At 68.7% G+C, this 23,360-nt stretch carries 12 protein-coding genes and 5 pseudogenes; 7 read left to right on the top strand and 10 right to left on the bottom strand.

The features are described 5' to 3' along the window. Nucleotides 1–38: 38 nt before the first annotated feature. The 3 genes from AC0VY3_RS15525 to AC0VY3_RS15515 form a co-directional block, all read right to left on the bottom strand. Nucleotides 39–4,427 (bottom strand): golvesin C-terminal-like domain-containing protein, encoded by a 4,389-nt coding sequence (locus tag AC0VY3_RS15525; protein WP_475549815.1) that lies wholly within the window; start codon nucleotides 4,425–4,427, stop codon nucleotides 39–41. Nucleotides 4,428–5,480: 1,053 nt separating this feature from the next. Beyond that, a complete protein-coding gene (locus AC0VY3_RS15520) occupies nucleotides 5,481–6,386 on the bottom strand; it encodes a hypothetical protein (protein WP_146065912.1) in 906 nt (301 codons plus the stop codon). A gap of 34 nt (nucleotides 6,387–6,420) precedes the next feature. Next, nucleotides 6,421–6,891, bottom strand: a complete 471-nt coding sequence (locus tag AC0VY3_RS15515; protein WP_146065913.1) for a hypothetical protein — start codon at nucleotides 6,889–6,891, stop codon at nucleotides 6,421–6,423. A gap of 832 nt (nucleotides 6,892–7,723) precedes the next feature. Between AC0VY3_RS15515 and AC0VY3_RS15510 the strand changes: the two are divergent. The 3 genes and pseudogenes from AC0VY3_RS15510 to AC0VY3_RS15500 form a co-directional block, all read left to right on the top strand. Next, nucleotides 7,724–8,297: pseudogene (locus AC0VY3_RS15510) on the top strand (transposase); the annotation flags it as partial. A 21-nt stretch (nucleotides 8,298–8,318) separates the two neighbouring features. Next, entirely contained in the window at nucleotides 8,319–8,567 is a 249-nt protein-coding gene (locus AC0VY3_RS15505; RefSeq protein WP_181010987.1) for a hypothetical protein, read from the top strand. Then, nucleotides 8,564–8,752 carry a hypothetical protein gene (locus AC0VY3_RS15500; protein WP_181010984.1) on the top strand — a complete coding sequence of 63 codons (189 nt, stop codon included), beginning with the start codon at nucleotides 8,564–8,566 and terminating at the stop codon, nucleotides 8,750–8,752. The genes AC0VY3_RS15505 and AC0VY3_RS15500 overlap by 4 nt, the downstream gene beginning before the upstream one ends. An 83-nt stretch (nucleotides 8,753–8,835) precedes the next feature. On the opposite strand, the pseudogene AC0VY3_RS15495 reads toward AC0VY3_RS15500, so the two are convergent. From AC0VY3_RS15495 to AC0VY3_RS15485, 3 genes and pseudogenes are all read right to left on the bottom strand, one after another. Next, nucleotides 8,836–9,194: pseudogene (locus tag AC0VY3_RS15495) on the bottom strand (phosphogluconate dehydrogenase C-terminal domain-containing protein); the annotation flags it as partial. Nucleotides 9,195–9,217: 23 nt separating this feature from the next. Beyond that, the gene (locus tag AC0VY3_RS15490) at nucleotides 9,218–10,723 is read right to left on the bottom strand and encodes an FUSC family protein (protein WP_103510838.1); all 1,506 of its coding nucleotides are present in this window, start codon (nucleotides 10,721–10,723) and stop codon (nucleotides 9,218–9,220) included. A 199-nt stretch (nucleotides 10,724–10,922) separates the two neighbouring features. Next, nucleotides 10,923–11,420, bottom strand: a pseudogene (locus tag AC0VY3_RS15485) (FUSC family protein); the annotation flags it as partial. Nucleotides 11,421–11,702: 282 nt separating this feature from the next. Between AC0VY3_RS15485 and AC0VY3_RS15480 the strand changes: the two are divergent. The 3 genes from AC0VY3_RS15480 (at nucleotide 11,703) to AC0VY3_RS15470 (ending at nucleotide 14,414) form a co-directional block, all read left to right on the top strand. After that, entirely contained in the window at nucleotides 11,703–12,212 is a 510-nt protein-coding gene (locus tag AC0VY3_RS15480) for an Lrp/AsnC family transcriptional regulator (protein ID WP_103510839.1), read from the top strand. Nucleotides 12,213–12,249: 37 nt separating this feature from the next. Further along, on the top strand, nucleotides 12,250–12,942 hold the full coding sequence (locus AC0VY3_RS15475) for an HAD family hydrolase (RefSeq protein ID WP_103510840.1): 693 nt from the start codon (nucleotides 12,250–12,252) through the stop codon (nucleotides 12,940–12,942). A gap of 266 nt (nucleotides 12,943–13,208) precedes the next feature. Further along, nucleotides 13,209–14,414, top strand: coding sequence for a serine/threonine-protein kinase (locus AC0VY3_RS15470; RefSeq protein ID WP_103510841.1), 1,206 nt, complete (start codon nucleotides 13,209–13,211; stop codon nucleotides 14,412–14,414). Between the two features lie 71 nt (nucleotides 14,415–14,485). On the opposite strand, the pseudogene AC0VY3_RS15465 reads toward AC0VY3_RS15470, so the two are convergent. From AC0VY3_RS15465 to AC0VY3_RS15455, 3 genes and pseudogenes are all read right to left on the bottom strand, one after another. After that, a pseudogene (locus AC0VY3_RS15465) lies at nucleotides 14,486–15,477 on the bottom strand (aldo/keto reductase). A 117-nt stretch (nucleotides 15,478–15,594) separates the two neighbouring features. Then, nucleotides 15,595–16,434: pseudogene (locus AC0VY3_RS15460) on the bottom strand (chitinase); the annotation flags it as partial. Nucleotides 16,435–16,547: 113 nt separating this feature from the next. After that, nucleotides 16,548–17,456: a glycoside hydrolase family 16 protein gene (locus tag AC0VY3_RS15455; RefSeq protein WP_475549814.1), complete on the bottom strand. Its 909-nt coding sequence runs from the start codon at nucleotides 17,454–17,456 to the stop codon at nucleotides 16,548–16,550. A 281-nt stretch (nucleotides 17,457–17,737) separates the two neighbouring features. Between AC0VY3_RS15455 and AC0VY3_RS15450 the strand changes: the two genes are divergently transcribed. After that, a complete protein-coding gene (locus AC0VY3_RS15450) occupies nucleotides 17,738–18,304 on the top strand; it encodes a DNA polymerase ligase N-terminal domain-containing protein (RefSeq protein WP_103510845.1) in 567 nt (188 codons plus the stop codon). 23 nt (nucleotides 18,305–18,327) lie between these two features. On the opposite strand, the gene AC0VY3_RS15445 is transcribed toward AC0VY3_RS15450, so the two are convergent. After that, entirely contained in the window at nucleotides 18,328–23,307 is a 4,980-nt protein-coding gene (locus AC0VY3_RS15445; protein WP_475549813.1) for a HEAT repeat domain-containing protein, read from the bottom strand. Nucleotides 23,308–23,360: the final 53 nt, after the last annotated feature.

Here is a 23,360-nt window from a genome sequence, read left to right as displayed (position 1 = left end):
GAGGCTTCTGGGACACAGCTTTTCTTAACGGTCCGCGATCACGGATTGAACCCGTTCAGGTCAAGCCAGTACTTGTCCTTGTCCATAAGTCGATTTCGGACGATGAACTGACCGAATGGGCGCATGGACTGGGTGTTTTGATTATTTGAGATTGTGGCACGACCACACTTCTCATTCCACCGAGGAAGCGGGTACCGAGGGTCACTCAGAAGGCTCCAGGTTCCGTTGCTGCCCCTCTTGGCGTATGTCTGCAGGCACTCGTCACCAGAGTCGACGGGGTTGTATCCACCAGACATTCCCGCACTGTCGTAGCTAGCCGCGAAGGCGAATTCGTCACAGGACCAAGTATCGGGCTGAGTGCCTTCGTCCAATTCCGGAGATAGGGTGGCATCTCGGTTCCGCGTCCAGGAAGAAGGGCAGATTACCTCGCGGTTGACAGTGCTCTGCTTCTTGGTGGGATCGCTCGACGACCTGACGTTACTGCCCAGGTATGTAAGAGGCTTGCCGTGGGCTCTGCTCCCGAAGTGACCGGGGAGCTTGTTCTGGACGAGCCAGGCATGAGCAGCGGCAGCGGGAAATTTCTGAGAATTCATGACGTAGGTCGGCGTGTAGCGATCGAAGACACAGCCTGGGTAGGACTGCGGGACGATTGAGTCGCAGCGGATCTGAGCATCAGCGCCGGGGGTGATATCCGCTGGCTGCGCAGTGCGCGTACCGCCGATTTCTCCGGTCATCGCCCACTTGGGGAAGAGCAGGTCGGAAGAGCTCGATTCATCCCATTTCCAAATTTGCGACATGGAGTAAACATGCCGGTCACCCGCACTGAACAGCCACCGAGCGTTCCCGCTGTCAGTGCGGGGCCCGCTCTTATTGCAACCCAAAGAGCAGAGGTCGTTGACGGTGACCTGTATGGGCTGGGTGCGCGCTTCCCCGGTCGCAACTGCCAGCTTGAACTTGAGCGCGGTGTTCCATCCCACTGAGTCTGCATGCAGCTTCAGCTCGGCCTGGAAGTCGAAAGTCGCAGTTCCGGTGGTTCGCCCGTCCACCGTTTTAATGAAGCCGAACTGCCCCTTTATGCACCCTTCGGTGCGGTTGACCCAGGCTTTATGACTTGACCCGATCCCGAAAGGCTTGGCCGCACATGAGAGGACGTGCGTGTATTTCGGTTCCGAGAAGTTCTGCCGGGTGGGAATATCCGGTTCCCCCGAACTTACGTTATCGGGCGTCATGTCTTGCGGAATGGTGATATCCCCTGGCTGCGGAGCGTTCTTATTGGGATCTGCAAACCCTATGCTCGGCATGCCGTCGTACTTTCCGGGCACAAACGCGATGGCGTCGTAGGCGATGTCCTTGGAGCCGTCGCCGCCGTTGAAGTTGTGCAGGCTGACCTCGGGAAAGGAGTCGTTGAACCGGTACGCACCAAGGTCGACCCACTTGTTTGACTGGTTGGCGTCCTGAGAGATCGCCTTAGCAGTGGTGCCGTGAGCGTGCTTGATGCGATATTCGGCCTTGGAAGTCTGCGCTCCGTGGTCGGGGATGTGCGCGTACACCTTGGCCTGTCCGCCGTGGGTGGTGATGCGCTGCCCGAGTTTCCACGTGCCGGTGACCTTCATCCGGTCGGTATTACTCGGGTGGGACTCAGGGGTCCGGGTGTGCGTGAACCAGAAATGGTTCTGGTAAGCGGCACCGATCTGATGGGTGTCCATCTTTCCGGGATAGGTGCCGTTCCATTCGGTGAAGTTGAACGTGAACGTGCCGTCAGATTTCACCGGACCACAGCTTCTGTCATGCGAGCCGGCCGGGGTCGCACCGTTCGGGAGATCGTCGACGATCAGTGCATTGGCGGGAAGGCCGCTGGAGCAGCGCGGCGGGTAGGAGTTGGCGTCCGGCTGCTCTGGATAAGAGGTGTCGAAGCGGTGGACTTGGTAGCCGCACTGGGCGCCGCTGTCGCAGTCCTTCCATTCCACAGCTTTGTTCCACCAGCAGTGCAGCCAGTGTGGATTGGTGTCCTTGTCGCCCGAGTCCAGGGTGCATGCGCCCTGGCCGGGATCGTTGGAGTCGTTATCGCCGATCTTGCCCGGGTCACAGGAGTTGGAGGAGTCACAGAAGAGGTCGATCGGTGGCTTTGCGGTCGCCCGGTAGATGACGTTGTTCCACCATGCGGGGCGGTAGCCGGCCTGCATGTCGCCCGGCGCGAACATCGCGGAGATCGGGCGGGCCGCCCAGCCGATCACCTTCTCCTGGTACGGCCAGTGCTGCGGCTGTGCCGCGTGACTGTAGTCGTCTCTCGACGCATCCAGCGCATGTTGCAGGAATGGGACGCGGTTCGCCTTCCACAACGGGTTGGCCGGGTTGTTGGTCCAGCCGACCCCCGAGTGCCCACCGGAGTCCGCGGTCGGGTAGAAACCGGAGTTGTAGGCCCACAGGGCGAAGAACCAGTTCTCGATCCACTTCGGGTGGCCATTGTTCACGGTCATCCCGGCCTGGTGGGTCTCGTTCCACTTCTTCGACAGGATCTGCGCACCTGCCGCGATGTTCGCGGTGTAGTCCAGCGCCACAGCCTCCTGAGCCAGCGGGCTCAGCGTGCTCTGGTTGTGGCCCGGCAGGCGCATGCCGTCGGTGACCTGGGTGATGCCATAACCGCAGTCGGCGTCCGCCCAATTGATACGCCACGGGTCAAGTTGTGCCCCGTCGGGGGCGTAGTCGACTCCGTAGTAGTTGCCGACCAGGCTGTTCGCCGTCACCCCGGGCACCGCGAAGCGGGTGGCCTGCCACATGTTGGATTCCTGGGCGGTGATGCCGAGGAGGATCTGGGAGGGGATGTGCCAGCGGTCGTTGTCGCCGTCCTCCGTGTCGAGCTTGCCGTTCGGGTCGCCGGCCAGCACGATCGGCGGGAACAGGGCCTGCGGGGTGTAGTTGCCTGTCCCGGTGTTCTTCCAGTTCGCCCCGCGGTAGAGGTCGAGCTTCCCGACGACGGCTTGATCCGCAGCCCACTCGACCTGTCGCGGCGTCGGCTGGAACGCCTGCTTATTGACGTCGTTACGCGGGACGGAACATGTCCGCTCCGCCGCTCCCTCGCTCGGTACATCAGCGGCAGCAGCTACGACCTGGCTCCGCATCGTCTGTGCCGACATGCCGCCGCCGTCACCGATAGCGGGCTTGGCACGCTCCGTGGACTTCCTCGGCTTGGGCAGAGCGGGGGAAACAGCCTTGCCCTGAGCTTCGGCCTTCTGTCCGCCGATTCGATTCTTGCCTGGGCGAGCATCGAGCATGACGGTCTTCTTGGTGCCGAGGACCTTGACCTTGGTGCGTACGGTCCGTTCGGTCGCCGCTTCCTCGGGGCGGATGCGGGTGTCCTTGCCATCTGCCCAGGCGGTGGTGACTGCCGCGTGCCCGTGGCTGGAGAGGGAGGCACCCTTGCTGATGCCGCCGGGGTTCTTGACGTTCTTGGGCAGCTTGCTCTTGGTGGTGGCCTCGCCGGTGACGAAGACGGTTCCCCGGCCGGTCGAAGCCAAGTCCCAGTCCGTCAGAGGACCTGAGGCGACGGTGACAGGCTCTGCCTCTTTGGCCTTGAGCTGCTCGGCCGACAGGTGCTGCGCGAAACTCGTGGAGGTCTTCTTGCTGCTCTTCGTGGCAGTCCGGTCGATGTAGGTCAGGCCATCGGCGGCATCCACGGTGAATTCGAACGGCACCTGCCGTGTCCGGATGATCTCTGTGAGCTTGCCCTTGGCCTCGGCCTTGACGACCTTGTTGCCGTGGGCAGCGACGATGCCGTCCTTCACCGGGACCGCGGACGTCACTTGCCCGGCGTAGGCAACCGGAGTGCCGGCCTTACCCGTGGAGGCATCGACGGAGACCAGTCGGGTCTGCTGCTTCTGGTCGCCTTCGTAGGAGAGTTGGGTGAACACGGCCTGTTCACCGGATCCGCATCCTGGGTTGAAGTAGGCCAAGGATGCCTGAAACGGCAGTTTGATGACCTTTCCGGTCTTCAGGTCCACCACAGCGGCAAACGCGCCGCGGGCCATCAGCTCAGGCTTGTTGGTGAAGGTGCGCGGTGCATAAGCCACGGCTGCCCGGTTCCCGGAGGCGGTCAGGCACGCCTGCCCCACCCAGGTGTCAGTGTCGAATCCGGGCTCGGCAAGGGTCGCAGCCGTCTTCCAGCCGTATCCATCCGCCTCGTCCGCGACAAGGAGATGGAACCCCGTTCCATCACCGGAGGTGGCGAACACGGTGTCGGCGGACTTTTTGTAGTCCGAGCCCAAGAGCGATGGCCGATACTTGGGAGCGACAGCCTCCGGCTTGTCGACATCCGCAGTCCTCGGTGCCTGGTGCTCGGCTGCGCCTTTGGGTGGCTGCGGTTCAGCTGCCTGCGTGGGCGAGGCGAGCGGCACGGCTAGTGCCGTCGCCAGAGCGAAAATAACCGGCATCCGAATCCGTCTTATTGGTATCTTCACATTCTTCCTCGGGTTGAAAGGGCGATCCGCTCAGGTCTGAAAACAGACCTCAGGGATCCCTACCGCCTGGAATTCTCGGCGGAAGCGTGAGGCGGACTGCAGTCAGCGCGAGAACTTCGCGGCTGGACCGCTTCTGCTGCCGGTTACGCGATAGGAATGTGGGCTGTAGCAGCTCAGGGTGACTGTCCGCGATGGTCGTTCCTGGACCTCTGACACTCAGTAGGCATGCCACGCTGAGCCGTCATTACGGTGGGCTCTGGTTGCTGGCGGCACGTGTTCATCTGTTGGCTTCGAATACAGTGCGTGTGATGATTCCAGTGCTCGTGACGCCCAGGCCACCTGCAGCGACTGATGATGCGACAGCTAGGTCCCCGTTGAATGCTGTGTAGCACCCATGAACTGACTGAACGGCCAGCCCAGCCATGGAGCCGAATAGCCCGTCGCTCCCCGTTGTCAATTCGCCCCAGCACCTTATGACGAGTTATGGTTCATGATGGCGCGCAGTTGATGGGAAAGCGGACAGTCAGCTTGTGCCTGATCGTCGCGCACCAAGGCGTGATGTACCAGGACCAGGAGGGGCTATTTGAATGTGCTGCTTTGAGCGTGGTGTTGATAGACGCGATCTTCAGTACATTGAGGCGGACTTTGCCGCGCTCTGTCAGCGACGGCGCGTGCCTCGTCAGTGAGCTCTGTGAATGAGTTTCCCAGGAAGCCGCTAAGAAATCGGCGCCGCCCCACGGGCACCTCTCAGCGAGGGATTAGTGAAGGAGGTTCCGGTCAGCATGGAACGGTCGGGGCAGTGGTTGGTGGGACCGCCCCCCGCCCCCGCCCCCCGCGACAGCAGGGCAGCGGAGGTCACGATCTCGAACACCGAGCATGGCGCTACGGCAGCTTCCAGAGTGGGTTCATTTCAACGTTCGCTGAGGCCGCCACCACTGGGATGAGGCCAACGCCAAGCAAGCTGCGTCGCCATTTGGTAGGCGCTGCCCATCACCTCATCTTGGGTGTATCCCTCCGCAGGGCTACTCAGTTCTTGGCGGCGATCTTTACAGACTTGTCAACTACCGACCTGTTATCCTTCTGGATCGCCCTTAGGTCCGAAGCGTTTTCCTTGATCTGCTTACTCTGAATTTGCGCTTCAGCATCGAACCATGTACGTGTTACATCAAATTGCTCACGACATTCCAGGTCAGCCTTAGCCGTGGTGATTTCGGCTTCTGTCACTGTGGTCGGATGCCCGAACCGAGGGTCATCCATGGGCTCCAGAGGATTCTTGTACGAGTAACCCTTTTCCTTCATGCATGATGACCACTTGGTGAAGGCATTCAATACTGCAGGGTCCTTCATTGAATCGGCGTAGGAGGTGCTGTCTATCTGCTGCACCAGCGGAGCTGACTGGATGTCAGGAGCCTTCGCATCGGTGGCCTCGACACAGGCGCGCAGCGCACCGGGGTCTGACCCTGACTTGTCGACTGCCCCGATTTCCAGTGCGGCGTCATACGCTTCCTGAACTGCGAGGGGCGGGTGGTAGCCCCGCTGAGAGGTGAGTGCGGGATCATGGACGCCGTAGCGGCGGTCAACCAGTGATGTGCCGCTGAGGTCCGGTAGGTCAGGCGCGGGCTGCCAATCTTCATAGCCCGATTTACTCATGCAGTCGTCGATCAATTCATCTCGCACATTAGCGACTGTTCGGACTTCGGCTCGGAGGGGAATGTAGTCCTCGACGGGCAGACGCCAAGTGGCCGGATTGTCCTCATCACCTACGAGTTGCTCCGGCGCTCTTCCCGCACCTTCAGCACTCTCTGACGGTTGCTGGGAACGGACTTCGTTCTCACCCGACCATATCCCCGACGAGGCGAACGCCACCGCACCGATTGCTGTTGCTGCCGCAACGGGAGTAATCACCTTAATAAACTTGCGACTGAGGTTCATTTCTTCGTCCCTTTTCTGTAGATCTCGAACTCGATCAGGCCCAGGAGAAGGAGGCGTTCTCGTTGTAGACGTACCTGAAACGGTCGATGTGCTGCCCGGGGTTCATGACATCTTTAGGGCCGCCGTATCCGCTGTTGAAGTGGACCCGAGCCTTGTACTTGTAATGGTCATTAGTTCCGGATGCTGCGTTATTCTTCACCGGCTGATCGGAACCGGGGAGCGGCCTGCTTCCCCCCACTATGCAGTAACGCAGTTTCTCGCCGCCGCCAGGCGAATTATTCCCATTCCAAAGAACATCGAAATTGTAGACGTTATATCCGATGTTTCGGTATGCACCGTTCTGGCCAGAGTTGTAGTACAGGTGGAACTTGTAGGCAGACGTGCTGGGGTGATGGCAGGCGGCCGGGTCCCACAGGTTGTCAATGTCTCCACCAGCCATAGCAGGCGTCGAGGCGAGCAGAGTGAGGAGAGCACCTGAAACTGCCGCTGCGATTTTTCTTCTCATAATTCCTTTTGCCTTTCATTGAGAGACTGCAAGTTAGGGCCACTTCGGGCAGATCATTCTGCCCATTTAATGTCCGCCCGGGCTCTGTTGAGGATTCAGCTGGATTCTTCCCACGCCTTACGACCCATGGGCGAATTTCACAAACGGAATCAGGGGAAATCTGGCCCCATTCAGGATCTGAGGCGAGGAACGCGTCACGCGATGCCGACCTGCGGTGCGCTTTAGCTACCCCTCACTATGCCGGAATCCCGCAGGCAGAGTTCGCGCACGTTCGCCGCAGGGCCACTTGTAGCGGGCACTTATTCCTTCACAGAAAATGTTTCTGGAGCTCGGGAGGCAGAGGAAAAGGCCGGCTGCAGGGGCGGCGGGAGTGGGCGGGGTTAGTGCAGCTAATCTGCCGAAAGGACCCAGGTTACGCAACTTCCCGGCGGCATATCGGAAAGCGTGGTCGTCATAGTCGTCATCCCCCAAGTGATCAGCTGCGCGCTAAAGGAAACCATAGGCCTTGGCGAGAGGCCATCAAGGCAGTCCGAATCGATCAGGCCGTTCAGGGTTGGTCACTGAGGGCGACAGAGGTGAGCGTTAGATCCGATTAACGAACATTGACTCTCGCCGAGCGTAGCCAAAAGTCGAATGGGGCCGTCCAGGCGGATCGCTTTGTGTTCCTTATCACGCTCTGGCGGTTAGTAAAACAGTCTTGTTTGCGGTGCCCGTTGAGCTTCTTCAGAGTGGCCACTGATGGGGTGACTGCGCGACTGGGCCACAACACACGAGGCACCCGCGCTGTTGAGGGAGGTGTTCGACGTCCCAACTCGTCAGCGCAGGTGCCTCGTTGGTTCCTCATCCTGCCGCACTCGACCGGCCCCACGCGTTGGTCGAGTGGGTCACCATGCTCATCGTCACCCGCGAGGGTGACCGCCGCTGCAAGCTCCCGCCGCACCAACGCGCGCTCGTCGCTCGCTCCGGTATACCTGCGCAAGCACGACACCCTGGCACAGATCGCGGCCGGCTTCGGCATCTCAGTTGGCACCGCCCACGCATACACCACCGCTGTGACCAACCTTCTCGCTGGTCAGGCGCCTGGCCTGCTCAAGGTCCTGCGTGAGAGCGAACCGGGAGTACGGCCTGCTCGACGGAATGCTCGCCGAGTGCGACCGTTTGGGCGACAGCCAGGCCGGCTACTCGCACAAGCACCGCCGCCACGGCGTGAACGTGCAGGTCGTGACCGACCCGACGGGGCACGTGCTGTGGATCTCACCGGCCTTGCCGGGCCGCCGGTGCCACGACCTGACCGCGGCCCGCACCCACCGCCCGGCCCCTGGGGCACCGCCGGGCGCAGACGCCCACCCGGCGGCAATCTGCCCCCGCCAGAACGGGCGGTCAACCGTGCACTGGCCCGAGAACGCCGTAAGCGGCCGCTGCGGGCGTTGTACGACAAGGTCTACGCGTGGCATCAGCAGCTGGCCCTTGAGCACGACCGCACGGAACTCGTGCTGGCCAACGGGCTGTTGGCGTGGACGAGGCCGGGCGAGGAGCCCGCGCACCGCCATCTGCTCACTCAGCGAGTGGAGACGTCGATGGACCGCCGGACGGCGCAGGTGGCCGGTCGGCTGTCGGCCGAAGGCGCACTGGCCTGGAGAACCAGGACTTCCTGGACACCGGTGACGGCTGGGTGAGGGAGCGGGGCGCGGCCCTGGCAGAGGAGATCGCCGCTCGGTCGACGCACCCGCTGCACCCCGACGCCCTGGAGCTGCTGTCGCAGTGGCAGGAGCGGGCCACCGAGCAGCGCATCGCCTTCAGTGCGCGCTGGCAGCCACCGCAGGCGCCGGAACCCGCAGCACGGCTGACCTACGGGAGCTGATGCCCTACCGATCCGTGATGCCTGACAGAGCCTGGCTGCTTGACGGTGACCCAGTGCACTTCGATGACCGGCGCGTACATCTACCGGATCACGGTCTCGGCCAGGTCCTGCTTGGCCTGTCCCCGCCCTCGTACGCGGCGACGAATTCCTGTGGCGCGGCAATGCCTCCGAAGGCGTCCCTGCCGCTCCTCCTTGGTCGTGCGTTCGAGGAAGACCGACCGGTGGCAGGGGTGGGCGCAGGCGTAGCGGATGTCCTCGCGTTCCAGGAGCAGTCCGGCGTACGCGGCAGCCGGGTCGACCGTCAGGACGACGGCTCCGGACCTCATCAGCGGGACGAGCTCTCGGAGACCGCACCGAGGACGATGTCGGGAACCACGAGGGTCACGACGTCGGCACGTGCCGCCGCGTCCGTGGCCTCGGTGAGGGTGCGGTCGAGTTCGCGCGGGGTCAGGGCTGACTCGATCTTTACGCGTTTGCGGACGCCGCGTAAGGGGCGTGGCTGAGCGGGCTGACGAGTTCGGTGAGAGCGTGCTCCAGGTCGTGGAGGTGGGCCAGGGCGGGGTAGGCCGGGGTGGAACGCTGCGCGGGGGCGGGCGCTGCCGGGGTCGTACCGGGTTGGGGGGAGGTGAGGATCTCTACCGCGGACTGGACCCTCCAGCAGGCGGCCGTGAGGCGGTCGTCGTGCGAGGCGTCGGGGTCGGCGGCGACCAGAGCCAGGCCGCGGACCTCACGGGCGCAGTCGTCGAGCAGGGCCAGGATTCTGCGGGCGCGGGCCTTGCGGGCTCGAAGCGGGTTGAGCGGGTGGACCAGGGGCGCGAGGGAGAGCCGTACGCGTCCCAGCAGAAGTTCCAGCTCGGCGATGTGGGGCTCCGGGTCGGCGCCCGGGGTGCCGGCGAGCTGCGCAGCGGCTTGGGCGGTGCACTCGTGGACGCGGCTCAGTGCGCGCTGGATCCACGCATGGGTCGTCGCGTGCGTGGTCACGGGAAGCACCAGCAGCACCGCGAGGGCAGCCCCGAGCGCCCCGACCCCGGTCTCCGCCAGTCGCAGCACGAGCAGTTCAGGGTTCAGGACTCCCAGCAGGCCGTAGAGGAGCGAGATCATCAACGTGACGGCGAAGATCATCCAGGAGTACGACACCGCGGCTGTATAGAAGATCCCAAAGACGCATACCGCCACCAGGATCGCCGTGCCCACGAGGTTTCCGTGGAGCGGAACAGCGATCAGCAACCCGGCGGGAATACCCAGGACCGTGCCCACCACCCGGCGGAAACCGCGGACCAGGGTCTCACCACGTGAGGCGGTGTTCACGAAAATCCACCAGGCCGTGCCCACCGCCCAGTACCAGCGGTCGTGCGACAGCACCTGCCCCGCCCCCAGAGCGAACCCGCACGCCGCGGTGGCCTGTATCGCCTGGCGGGTCGTCGCACGCCCCAGACCTCGACCACCCGCCGGAGCAGGCACAGCCGCGGGCGGATAGCGGCGCTCGAAACACCACAGACCAAAACGGACCGCCGAGGAAACCAGCAGAGCAAGAACGACAGCAGTGAAGAAGCCGGGCAGCTGGATGAGTGTGGCATGCAGGAACTGGGCGACGAAGAACATCATGAACGCGAAAATTCCCAGCGCATTCCCGCGCGGCCCCCATCGTCGCGCATAGACCCCCGCACCGATCACCGCCAGGAAAGCCACGTCCCGGACCCATGGCATTTCATGCAAGGCGCTCGCGAGCGCGAGTACGGGGAAACCGACCGCCGGCAGCAGCCCGGTGGTCAGGGCCTGAGCACGAACGGCCGAATCGGTGACAGTGAACAGAGCCAGAAGAGCAGCCAGACCACCCGTGATCACGGCCACCAGAGAATGCCCCGTCACCCCGCACACGGCCACCGCACCGCCGACCCCCACAACGGAACGCGCGGCACTCCGCAAACGCAGCCGGCCCGGATCCGGCGCTACGAACAACCTCTTCAACACGACTCTCCTCCGAAGACCCAACCCGCCGACCCGCACAACTGACACACCATCGGGAAAGTCAGCAAAGAGTCAGCATCGGTCCGCCCACAGACTGCCGAAGACGCCTGTACCCGCACATCAAGCGGAACCAGTGAAACCCTGCCTGATCTGCGGAAAGACCCGTCAGGCCCCGCGATCCCGGCCACCGCCCCATTGACAACACGAAGAACATCATCCAGCTGTACGAAACCGCCGCCGTGCAGAAGATGCCGATGACGGTCCCCAGGACGCGGCGGAATCCGCGGACAAGCGTTTCGCCGCGGGAGGTGGTGTCGACGAAGACCCACCGGGTGGCACCGACCGCCCAGTACCACCGCTCGTCGGACAGGACCTTCCCGATGCCGTGTGCGAAGGCCCCGCCCAGGGTGGCCTGGACGGCCTGCCGGGTGGTGATGCGCAGCCGGCCCCGAACCTCCGGCGGAGCGGGCTGGGCCGCGACGGGGAGCAGGGCGGTGGTGACCGCCTGCCGGCGCACCGTCGGGTCGGTCACGGTGAAGAGGGCGAGCAGTGCCGCGAGGCCGCCGGTGATGGCTGCCACAAGCGAATGCCCGGCGAGGCCGCACAGCGCGACCGCGAGGCCGATGCCGAGAACGGCCCGGACGGCGAAGCGCAGCCGTACCCGTCCCGGGTCCGGCGCCACGAACACCCTCTTCAGCACGCTTCCACCCCTTCCGCGTCACCGCGGTACTCGCATGAAAAAGGCGCCGCGGAAGTCCGCAGCGCCATCGACATCACCATTGCAGCACCCATCGGGCCCATGGATCAAATCAGGAGGAATATCCTGTACCAATGGACCAGTGGAATGACCGAAGGATCAGCCATCAGCGTGCCAACGGACCATCCGTGCGATGAGCACGCGCCGCCGTCGCACAAGGCGCCTCCTTCACGCTGGGTACAGTCGGAGCCGCACCCGGACGGCTCGGAAGGAGATCTGCGGATCATGGCGGTGGACGCTCTCGACACCCGCATCCTGCGCCTGCTGATCGAGCAGCCGCGCACGAGCGTCCGGGAGTACGCGCGCATCCTCGGCGTGGCCCGCGGCACCCTGCAGGCCCGGCTCGACCGGCTGGAGCGCGACGGCGTGATCACCGGCACCGGGCCGTCCCTCTCCCCCGCCGCACTCGGCCACCCCGTGCTCGCCTTCGTCCACCTGGAGGTCACCCAGGGGCATCTGGTCGAGGTGGGCGACGCCCTGGCGGCCGTGCCCGAGATCATCGAGGCGTTCTCGACGACGGGCGGAGGCGACCTGCTGACCCGCGTGGTCGCCCGGGACAACGGGCATCTGGAGGACGTGATCCAGCGGCTGATCCAGCTGCCGGGGGTCGTCAGGACGCGGACGGACGTGGCGCTGCGCGAGCGGGTGGCGCACCGGGTGCTGCCGCTGGTGGAGTCCGTGGGGCGCGCGGCGGGCGACCGGGACCGGCCGGGCCCCGGGACGGGTCACGGGTGATCCGTCCGGCCGGTCCGGGCTACGGCATGCTGGGGCCATGACATCCCGCACCGTGACCGCGTCCAACCTCCATGTGATCTTCGATCTCGACGGGACGCTGGTGGACAGCGAGCCGAACTACTACGAGGCGGGGCGCCGGCTGCTCGCCCGGTACGGGGTGCGGGACTTCGGCTGGGAGGTCAACGCCCGGTTCATCGGCATCAGCACCCTGGAGACGCTGACCGTCCTGCGCGCGGAGTACGGGATCGAGGCCCCGCTGGAGGAACTGCTCGCCGGGAAGAACGCCCTGTATCTGGAGCTCGCCGGGGCGTCGACGGAGGTCTTCCCGCAGATGCGGGTGCTCGTGGAGCGCCTGCACGCGGCCGGGGTGCCGATGGCGGTGGCCTCCGGTTCGTCCCGGGCCGCGATCGAGGCGGTGCTCGCGGTCACCGGGCTCGACGCGTACATCCCGCTGTACGTCTCCGCCGACGAGGTCTCCCACGGCAAGCCCGAGCCGGACGTGTTCCTGGAGGCGGCCCGGCGGCTGGGGGCCGCGCCGGCGGACTGTGTGGTGCTGGAGGACGCCCCGGCCGGAGCGGCGGCCGCTCATGCGGCGGGCATGCGGTGCATCGCTGTGCCCTATGTTCCCGAGACCGCGTCCGACCCGGCGTTCGAGGCCGCCGAGCTGCTGTTCGCGGGCGGGCAGTCCGCGTTCACCGCCGATGCCGCGTACCACCGGATACTCGGCTGAGACGGGGTCCGGCGGGCATTACCGGCACCGGGGCGGTCGGGGAGAGGTGCCGGGCCGTCAGCCGAGCCCGGGGAAAGGGCCGTCGGGGCATCCGGGCTCCGCCGGACAGATATCCTGATCATGTCGTTCGCCGCACCGCCCACGACTCCGCCGGAGCCCGGGGCTCCGGGGGGACCGACAGCCGGAGCGGGCCACAATTCGAGATAGGTGCACAGGTGCTGGTAGCTGGTCGGTACCGATTGGTATCCCCCATCGGTCGTGGCGGCATGGGCGAGGTGTGGCGCGCCACGGACGAGGTGCTGGGACGCGCCGTGGCCGTGAAGCTGCTGCTGGGCGACCAGGCGGACGCCTCGTCGACCGCCCGCTTCCGGCTGGAGGCCCAGACCGCCGCCCGGCTGAGCCACCCGCACCTGGTGGCCGTGTTCGACTTCGGCGCCTGGGAGGACCGGTTCTTCCTGGTGATGGAGCTGGTCGAGGGGCAGAGCCTCGGAGATCTGCTGGCCGCCCAGGAGCGGGTCCATCCCGAACAGGTCGCCCTGATCGCGGGCCAGGCGGCCGCCGGGCTGGCCGCCGCGCACCGCCAGGGCATCGTCCACCGCGACATCAAGCCGGGCAACCTGATGCTGGACGCGGACGGCTCGGTGAAGATCGGCGACTTCGGCATCGCCCAGTTCGTCGACGACCCGTCGACCGCGCTCACGACGGCCGGTCACATCGTGGGCACCAGCCTCTATCTGGCCCCCGAGCGCGCGCTGGGACGCACCGCCGACTCCGCCTCCGACATGTACTCCCTGGGCTGTGTCGTCTACCAACTACTGCTCGGTCAGCCGCCGTTCAAGTCCGACACCGCGACCGCCACGCTGTACCAGCATGTCGACACCCCGCCGGTCCCGCTGCGGCAGCACGGTGTGGACATCTCCGCTGCCTTCGACTCGTATCTGCTCGGGCTGCTGGCGAAGAAACCTGAGGAGCGGCCCACCGCCCAGCAGGTGTCCGACTGGTTCCGCACCGACGCCTGGCGCGGTCGCCCGGAGCCCCTCCCGATGCAGACGACGCCCACGTCCCACCGGGCGTCCGCCCCCATGGCCCCGAAGCCCTCGCCCGCCGCGCCGCCCGCACCGGTCGGTCCGACGACGTACCGCCTTCCGGGGCCCACCGGCCGAAGACGGCAGGCGCCGACCCGATCGGCTCCGGCCCGCCGTCGCAGCACCCGCGAGGCGATCCGGCGGCGCCCCAGGGTGGCCAGTGCCATCGCGGGCACGGCGACGTTCCTGGCCGCGGTGTATCTGGGGATGATCCTGTTCTCCCCGGACTCCAGCTCCGCCGGCACACCGGATCAGAGCCCGTCCTCGGGCCCCTCTCAGGACGTCCGCGACGGCGGCGGACAGCAGCCCGGCCGGCAGGGCCAGGAGAACGGGAACGGAAACGGGCACGACGGGGACCGGGACGAGGACGACGAGCAGGACGACTGAGTCCCGCCCGCCACTCCCCCGCCTCCGGTCTCCCGCGCGCCGGTCCACCGTGCCCCGTCTCCGGCCCACGGTCACCAGCGGTCGTGGACCTCCGCGCGGATCGACCGGTCGTACAGCTCCCGCACCGCGTCGAGCGTGGACTGCGGCAGCGGCGGCAGATCGGCCGCCGCCGCGTTGGCGCGGGCCTGTTCCACCGAGCGTGCGCCGGGGATCACGCTGGTCACGCCGGGCTGCTGGATGATCCAGCGCAGCGCGGTCTGTGCGGGGGTGGCTCCTTCGGGGGCCAGTTCGGCGAACTCGGCGGCAGCGGCGACGCCGGTCGCGTAATCGATGCCGGAGAACGTCTCGCCTGGTCGAACGCCTCGCCGTGCCGGTTGTAGGTCCGGTGGTCGTCGGGGCCGAAGACCGTCTCCTTGGTGTACCTGCCCGACAGCAGGCCGGAGGCGAGCGGAACCCGGGCGATGATGCCGACGCCCTCGGCGGCGGCCGCCGGAAGGACCTCGTCCAGCGGCTTGAGGCGGAACGGGTTGAGGATGATCTGTACGCTCGCGACGCCCGGGCGCGCGATGGCGGTGAGGGCCTCGGCGCAGGTCTCGACGCTCACCGCGTAGGCGGCGATCCGCTGCTCGGCGACCAGGGTGTCCAGGGCGTCGTAGACGGCGTCCGAGGAGTAGACGGCGCTGGGCGGGCAGTGCAGTTGTACGAGGTCGAGCCTGTCGGTGCCGAGGTTGGCCCGGGAACGGTCGTTCCAGGTACGGAAGTTGTCCAGGACGTAGTTCTCCGGCACCTGGTCGAGGCGGCGGCCCATCTTGGTGGCGACGAAGACGTCCGCGTCGGGGCGGTTCTTGAGATAGCGGCCGATGAGCTGTTCGCTGCGGCCGTCGCCGTACACGTCCGCGGTGTCGAAGAAGGTGACGCCGGACGCGACGGCCGCGTCGAGGAGCCCGAAGGCGTCGTCCTCCGCGACCTCGCCCCAGTCTCCTCCGAGCTGCCAGGTGCCCTGTCCGACGACCGAGACGTCACGGCCGGTCCTGCCGAGTGTGCGCTGTTCCATGAGGATCATGCTATTCCGCTTCGTTAGTGGACGTTCTCGCGTGGAAAGGGGTGGACGGCGGCAGGAGCACCGCTGCCGCCGTCCACGTCTCTGGGCCGCCCGGTGGGGCGGGCGGGCCGGGGGGGGTCAGCCCCGGTAATCCGCGAGGACCCGGGTGAAGTCCCACGGCTGCTGCCCGACACCGGAACAGGTGTCGGCGCCGCCGCCGGTGCAGGGCCGGTCGCGGTTGACGGACCAGAAGGTCAGCCGGCCGAGGTGCCGCTGCCGGGCGTAGGCGAGGATGGTGCGGAAGTCGGCGACGGTGATGGTCTCGCCGACGTCGGTGGTGCCGTTCATCGAGGAGATGCCGGTGTGCCGGTAGGCCTGGTCGTCGCTGTAGCCGTAGGCGTTCTTGACGGCCGTCTTGAGCCCCTCGGCGGCACGGACGCTGAGTGTGCCCATGTTCTGGCCGTTGCCGCCGAAGTTGAACGGCATGATCGTCCAGCTGTCGACGGTGAGACCGGCCTGCGCGGCCCGGTCGATGAGGCTGGTGTCGGGGCCGTTCTGGCCGGTGCCGAAGGTGATGTACAGCTTGATGCCCGGGTTGTTCGCGCGGATCGTCCGCAGGGCGTCCACAGTGCGCTGCTGGACCGTCGGGGAGTCGTAGGCGGCGGCTTCGATGTCGATGTCGATGGCCTTGAGCCCGTACGCGTCGATGACCTTCTGGTACGCGGCGGCCAGTTCGCCCGCGCTGCCGCAGGAGCTCTCCAGCTTGTTGCCGCTCCAGCCGCCGAACGACGGGATCACATCACCGCCGGCGGCCCGTACGGTGGTGATCGTCTGCTGGTCCACGCCGCCGACGAGCGGACGGCCGCCGTCCCACTGGGGGTTGCAGTAGCCGTTGCTGAGGACGAAGGCGAGGGTGAACCACATGACGCCGGTCGCGTTCATCACGGTCGTCGGGCTGGGCGGGCTGCCCCAGCCGTTGGGTCCGTGGGTGTCGCGGAGCATCGGTCATGCGGTCACCGTCCTTGTCGGAATGAGCCGGCGCCCGTCCGCGGACTGCCGCGGACGGGCACCGGGGCTGCTGGTTCCGGTGGTCAGTCGCCGGTCGTCACACGGACGTAGTCGATGACCATCTCCTGCGGGAACTGGGTGGAGCCGTCGGGGTCGCCGGGCCAGTAGCCGCCGACCGCGAGGTTCAGGATGAGGAAGAAGGGCTTGTTGAACACCCACTGGTTGCCGCCCAGGTCGGCTGGGGTGCGCTGCTGGAAGACGTTGCCGTCGACGGACCAGGTGATGGAGTCGGGGGCCCAGTCGATGGCGAAGGTGTGGAAGTCGTCGGCGAACGCCTGGCCGTTGGGCAGGGTGTACGCGGCGCCGATGCCGCCGGCGCCGGAGCATCCCGGGCCGTGCAGGGTGCCGTGGACGGTGCCGGGCTCGAAGCCGACGTTCTCCATCACGTCGATCTCACCGCTGTCCGGCCAGCCGACGTTGCCGAAGTCGTCGCCCAGCATCCAGAACGCGGGCCAGATGCCCTGGCCGCGCGGGATCTTGATCCGGGCCTCGACATGGCCGTAGGCGGCGGCGAACTTGCCCGAGGTGTTGAGCCGGGACGAGGTGTACTCACAGGGCCCGTACCAGCACTGGTAGTTGCCCGGGTTCTCCTTCCGGGCGGTGATCACGAGGTTGCCCCGGCCGTCGAGTGCGGCGTTGTCGTTGCCCGGGGTGTAGTACTGCCGCTCGTGGTTGTTGACGTTGTCGCCGGTCTCCAGCTGCCACTTGCCGCCGTCGACGGCGGCACCGGCCGGTCCGTCGAACTGGTCCTCGAAGACGACCGCCTGGGCCCCCGGGCCGGGTGCCGGGGAGCCGGCGGCGGGTGCGGCGGACGCTCCGCCGGGGAGTGCGGTCAGGATGGCGGAACAGCAGAGCAGCGAGGCCGCGTAGAGGGCGACGCGACGGCGCCGGGAGACGCTGCGCGCCGTGGAGTGCGTGGGGAGCACGGTCATCACATCACTTCGTGGGGGGACATGCGCATGACAGGTTGACGCCGAGAGGTGAACGGTTGGGGCGACCACCTCGGGCGCATATTTCAATTCTTGATTTAAGGGAGTGCCGCAGGAGCCGTCAATAACCTGGTCCAGACCGAGGAAGGAACGGCATACGCCTATGGCATATGCATCTGAAGACAGCCGCACATCGTGCGGTTCGCACCGTACGGCCGCAGAGTGGAGATACAGGAGATACGGACGAGCGCGCCGAGTGGAGATACGGGCGAAGGGAGCACGACGTGGAGAACGACGGCCTGCCACGACCCCACTTCGTCGTGCAGATCCATGACGCCCGGCGGCTGCACTTCGACTTCCGGCTGGAGGTCGACGGCGTACTGAAGTCCTGGGCGGTGCCCCGCGGGCCGTCGGAGAACCCCAGCGACCGCCGGCTCGCCGTGCCGACGGAGGATCACGCCCTGGCGTACCGCGAGTTCGAAGGGGTCATCCCCCGGGGCGAGTCCGGCAGCGGCACGGTCATCGTCTGGGACCAGGGCACCTACCGGCCGCTCGGGCACGACGGCCAGGGCGGCCGCGTCCCCTTCGCCGAGTCGCTGGAGCTCGGCCATGCGACGTTCTGGCTGTACGGGGCGAAGCTGCACGGCGAGTTCGCGCTCACCCGCATCCAGAAGGGCGACGAGCCGGACAGCGGCGGCCACGAGGCATGGCTGCTGATCAAGGCCAACGACCGCCTCGCCGTACGCGGCGGGCCCGGCTCCCCCGACCCGTACCACGCCCGCTCCGCCCGTACGGGACGGACGCTGCACCAGGTCGCCGCGGCGGCGGCCCGGCAGCACGGGGATCGCTAGGCTCCCCGGGCCGAGGACGAGCTTCACGTCTCCGGGCCGAGGATCTCGGCGAGCACGTCCGTGTAGAGCGACCGCCGGTCGGGCCGGGCGTGGGCCGTGGCTCGGCGCAGCACCGGAACCGCCGTCGCACCGAACCCCACGATCGCGTCCCGCGCCGCACTGCGGACCACCGGCTTCGCATGGCCGAGGAGTCGGACGAGGTCGGGCAGCGCGGGCCCCCAGGAGGCGCGGCCGAGCGTCCGGACCGCCATGCGCACCACGTCCGGCAGCGGATCGGACAGCAGGAGCGCGGTGAGCCGGGCGTGGGTCTCCCGGTCGAACAGGGCACGCGAGGTCCGGTGGGCGTGCAGCCGCACCCCGGCACGCGGATGGCGCAGCAACTCCTCGACCAGGAAGCGCAGTTCCGGATCCGGCCCGGCCCCGGTCCGCGGCGCGCGCTCCTCGACGAGCCGGGTGAGCACCCGGCGGGTCTGCTCGGGCGTTCCGGTGCGGGCGAGGCCGAGCAGTTCCGGCAGTGTCGGAGGGTCCGCCGGGGCGGCCGGGGCCCGGGCCGGGGCACGCAGGGCGTCGAGCGCGGCGGCGTCCTCGGATCCGGCCCCGGGCGCGCGCAGGGGCCCGTCGACGAGGACGAGCGCGTCGGCCAGGGCCTCACGGCCTTCGGTACGCAGAAGGCGCTCGGCCCTGGTCAGCGCGGGGGTCCGGAGCAGGCGGAGACCGGTCAGCAGGTCGAGCAGCCCGAGGTCGCCCGCCTCGATGCGCGGCGTCAGGAGGTGGGCGAGCGCATCGGCCCGAACGTTGCGCACCGCGGTGCGGGCCGCCTCGTGCACGGCGGGCGGGCCGTGCTCCCACCACCCGACGATCAGCGGCACGAGCGGGAGCAGGTCGTCCTCGGGCAGCCGCGCCGCCCAGCGCAGCGCCCGCTCGGGCAGCACGCCGCGGGCGGTCAGTTCGGCGACGGCGGGGTGGTCCTCGGAGTGGTCCGTGGGGCGGCCTTCGGGGTGGTCCTCGGTGTGACTCCCGGTGTGGGCGAGGAGGTCCAGCGAGGCGGCTTCGGGGAGTACGTCGACCCGGCCGCGCAGATACGCGCGCAGCACGGCGAGCGAGGCATCCGGTTCGGGCCAACTGCTCAGGGTCCGCGCGGCGGTGGTGCGGCGCTCCGGCTGCCCGGCGTCCAGCATGGCGAGCAGGCGGGTCCGTTGGGCGGCCGACCGGGGCTGGTCGAGGTCGTCCGCCCGCACCGGACGCGACGAGGCTACGGCGGCCGTGCTCGCCGCCCGGGTCTCGGCGATGGTCCACTCGGGCGCGTCGAGCGGCTGAAGCTCGGTCATCCAGTCGACAAGTCGGCCTCGCACACCGGGCGCGGCCCCCGGGTACGCCTCGACGAGCCCGGCGAGCAGTTCCCGGCACCCGGGCGCGGCAGGGGCACAGCCGGCCTTCACGGTCGGAGCGCCGGGACCGCTGGGAGCACCCGAGGTTCCGGCCCCGGTGGTGGCAGCGCGCGCCCGGAACGCCGCCAGCGCATCCGCCGTCCGTACCGCTTCGGCCAACTCCGCCCGCCACAGCGCAGGATCATCGGACGCCGCACGCTCATCCGGTACGCCGAACGCCTCCCGGAGCACGGCGGGCCCGGCCCGCCAGGGGTCGGCGCCGAGGTGGGCGGCGGCCAGGGCCCGGTCGAGGTCGGCGCGGACGAGCACCGCGCCCGACCGCCGGAGCAGCGCGAACGCGGAGGCGGCCGCCCCGGTCCGGAGCGGGCTGTCCGGGCCGTCGGGCGGCAGCCTGCGGAGCCCCTCGACCACGGCGAAACGCTGGACGGCGGACAGGTGCGGTGCGACGGCGTGCAGGACCTCGATCAGTTCCTCGGCCCACCCGGCCTGCCCGGCCCGGCCGGCCTCCTCGCCCGTGGCGGCGTCGAACACGTCGGTCACCGTACCGGCGTACCGGGCGAACACCGCCACCTCGTCGGCGGACCACGGCCCGGGGCACAGCCGCAGCCCGCACCGCACGAGGCGGCCACGGATTCCGGCCTCGCCGGCGCTGTCGGCCAGGCCGAGCCAGTCTCCCAACAGCACCCGTACTGTGGGCAGTTCGCGGGCGATACCGACATCCGGAGGCACCGGCCGCCGGGCGATCCGCAGGGCGAGCGCCGGGTCCCATCCGGTCCGCAGCAGCGCCGCCACCTCGGGGTCGGCCGCGCCCTGCGGCCCGCCCGGCACGCCGGGCGGCGTCGGCACACCGTGCCGGGCCAGCGGTTCCGCCAGGTCCGCCACGGAGCCGGCGGCGAGCCGGACAGCGCCGTCGGCGACGAGCGTCAACAGGGCAGGCACGGCCGGTGAGTCGCCCACGTCGAGGGCGAGCACGGCGCGGGCGGTGACCTCGCCGTCGAGGGCGCACAGCAGGAGGCGGCGGGTGCGCTCGTCGCGCGCCGCCTCGGCGGCGGCGAGGAGGGTCGCGGCGTAGGCCCGGCCCACGACGGCGCGCAGTGCCCGGGTCAGCGCGGAGCGCAGCCCCGGGTTGTCGTCGCGGCCGAGCGCCCGCAGAAGGTGCGGGACGGAGGCGGGCGCGCCGGTGTGGAGGAGGGTGGCGGCCGCGGTCTTCCTGATGTTCATGTTGGGGTGGTGGAGGCAGCCGGCGACCGCCTCGCCCGCCCAGCGGGCCCGTGCCGTGCCCAGGGCCAGCAGGGCCGCCCGTACGGTCCGGATGTCCGGGTCGGAGGTCAGCGGGACGAGCGTCGCGGACAGGGCCCGCGCGTCCTGGCCCGAGGAGTCGTGGGCCAGCAGGGCGATGACGTGCTTGCGCACCTGCGGGTCGCGGGTGCGCAGCATGCGGTGCACCCGGGCCCGGGTGGACGCGGTCGCGGGGACCTGGAGCAACGCCTTGAGCAGCACGGCCTGTTCACCGCCGGTGAGCCCGGGGCGCCCCAGCAGGCCGAGCACCGTCGCGGTGAGGAACGCGTGGCCCGCGCCGGTGTCGTCCTGCGCGTCGAGCAGACAGACGGGCCTGATCCACCGCCGCCCCCGCAGCCGGCGTCCGAGGGCGCGCACGGCGTCCAACGCCTCGTGCGGCAGCTCGGGTTCACCGTCCGGCCGGGGCGGTTCGGCGGGTTCGAAACCGGGGTGCAGGGTGTCCCTCGGCCGGTCCGGGACGTGGGTGGGGTCGCGGGGCGCGGCAAGATCGCGCACGATGCGCAGGAGCAGGTCGGCCACCAGGGGGAGCGCCCCGGCATCGGCGTACGCGGCGATCCGGCTCAGCGCCGCCACCGGGTCGTCCACGTCCACGCGGGCCCGCAGGACGGCGAGTTCCCGCTCGTCGGGGGCGCCGAGGTCGGCCTCGATGCCGGGCGGGAGGACCTGGGGGTCGAGCCGGGCGACCAGGTCCCGCCGCTGCGCGGGTTCATGGGTGAGATGCCACAGGAGTGCCGCGGCCCGGTCGCGTACGGGGCGCAGCCCGGGTGCGACCGGGAGGCGGGGTGCGCGGTCCGCAGCCATGGGCGGGCCGTCCGCCGGGCCGCCGATGCCGAGCCCTCGGGCCAGCGTCGATCGCGTACGGTCCCCGCCGATGGCCTCCAGGGCGTCCAGGGCGGCGGACGGAGCCACGGGCAGCAGGGCGAGTACGGCCTCCTCGGCGCCCTGTGGGCGCAGGACGCGGATCGCGTCGAGGAACGGACGCGGAGCACGGGCGGCCGGGAGGAGCCGTGCGACGGCCTCGCCGATGGGGACGTCGGCGGCCCCCTGCCGCGCCAGGGCGACGAGCAGCTCCAGCCGGCGCGGCCAGTCCGGGGCGGAGGACGGGGCGTCGACGAGGGCGTCGAACAGCGGGCGACGGCAGGTGTAGAGGACCGTGGCGATGTCCTCGGCCGGCACCGTGCGGTCGGCCAGAGCCAGGGCGAGGAGCGGCCCGGTGTCCGCCTCCGCCGGGAAGTGGCCGCGCCGGTGCAGTCCGCGCAGACAGGTCAGTACGGGCCCGGCGAGCAGAAGGGGGTCCGTGGCGGCCAGGGCCACCAGGCGGCCGATGTCGGTGCGCTGTGCCTGGTCGCCCAGAAGTTCCACGGCCTGTCGGCGCAGGGCCGGGGCTTCGGACGGGTCCTCGGCCGTGGTCCAGAGCACCACGTGGTGGCCGTGCCGGGCTCCGGCGAGGAGAGCGGCGGCCGCGAGCGCCTCCGACGACGCCGGCCCGCCGCCCTCGGCGCACCGGCTACCGCCCCGGGCCCCGGGACCATCGGCACACCGGCCGCCCCGGGCATCCGCCGGCCGGCTCAGCAGCGACGCGTCCAGGGGCGTCACCACCGCCCAGGGCTCGGCGAGTTCGCGCAGCGCACCGGTCACGACGTCGTGCTCGGGCGCGTCGAGCAGCCGGACCAGCCGTCCGCGTACGAACGCCGGTGCGAGCAGTCCGGCGTGCAGCCCGTCGCGGGCCAGCCGCAGCGCCTCGGCCCTGAGGACCGGGTCCCCGCCGGCGACGAGTTCGGCCACCAGCAGGTCGGGGCGGCGCGCGTCGGCGGCGGCGCTCTCGCGGACGGCCTGGTAGAGGAGTTCGCCCGCCGGTTCCGTGCGGAGGACCGCCGGGTCGTCGAGGAGTTCGGTCCGCAGCCAGGCGATCCGTACCCGGGCGGGCAGCGCGGCGGCGCGCCAGTCGGGCAGCCGGTGGCGCGGGGCCTGCGTGACGAGCCGGGCGTGGAGCCGTGCGAGCAGGAGGGACTCCTCGGGCGACTCGCCCGGGGAGGCGGGCAACAGCCGGTCCAGGAGCGCCGGATGACCGGCCCTGCCCTCGCCGTCTCCCCCTACGCCCGCATACCCTCCCGCGCTGCGGTCTCCGGCGTGCGGGGTGTCCGTGCGTTCGGTGAGGAGGGTGAGGCCGAGGTGCCGTATCCGGGGCGCGGGGTGCCGGACCAGCCGGGCGAGCAGCTCCGGCGGGCAGGTGCGGGCGTCGAGGCGTCGGGCCAGCAGACCGGCGTCGGCGCGGTCGAGGGCGTCGCTGATCGGTTCGTCCGGTCGGGTGGTCACCGACGGAGCGTAGACGGCGCATTCACTCCTTCGCCTCGGGATATTCGGACGCC

It is taken from the genome of Streptomyces sp. iso_384 (genome assembly GCF_056172905.1).
This window is presented reverse-complemented; position numbering and strand designations above follow the sequence as displayed.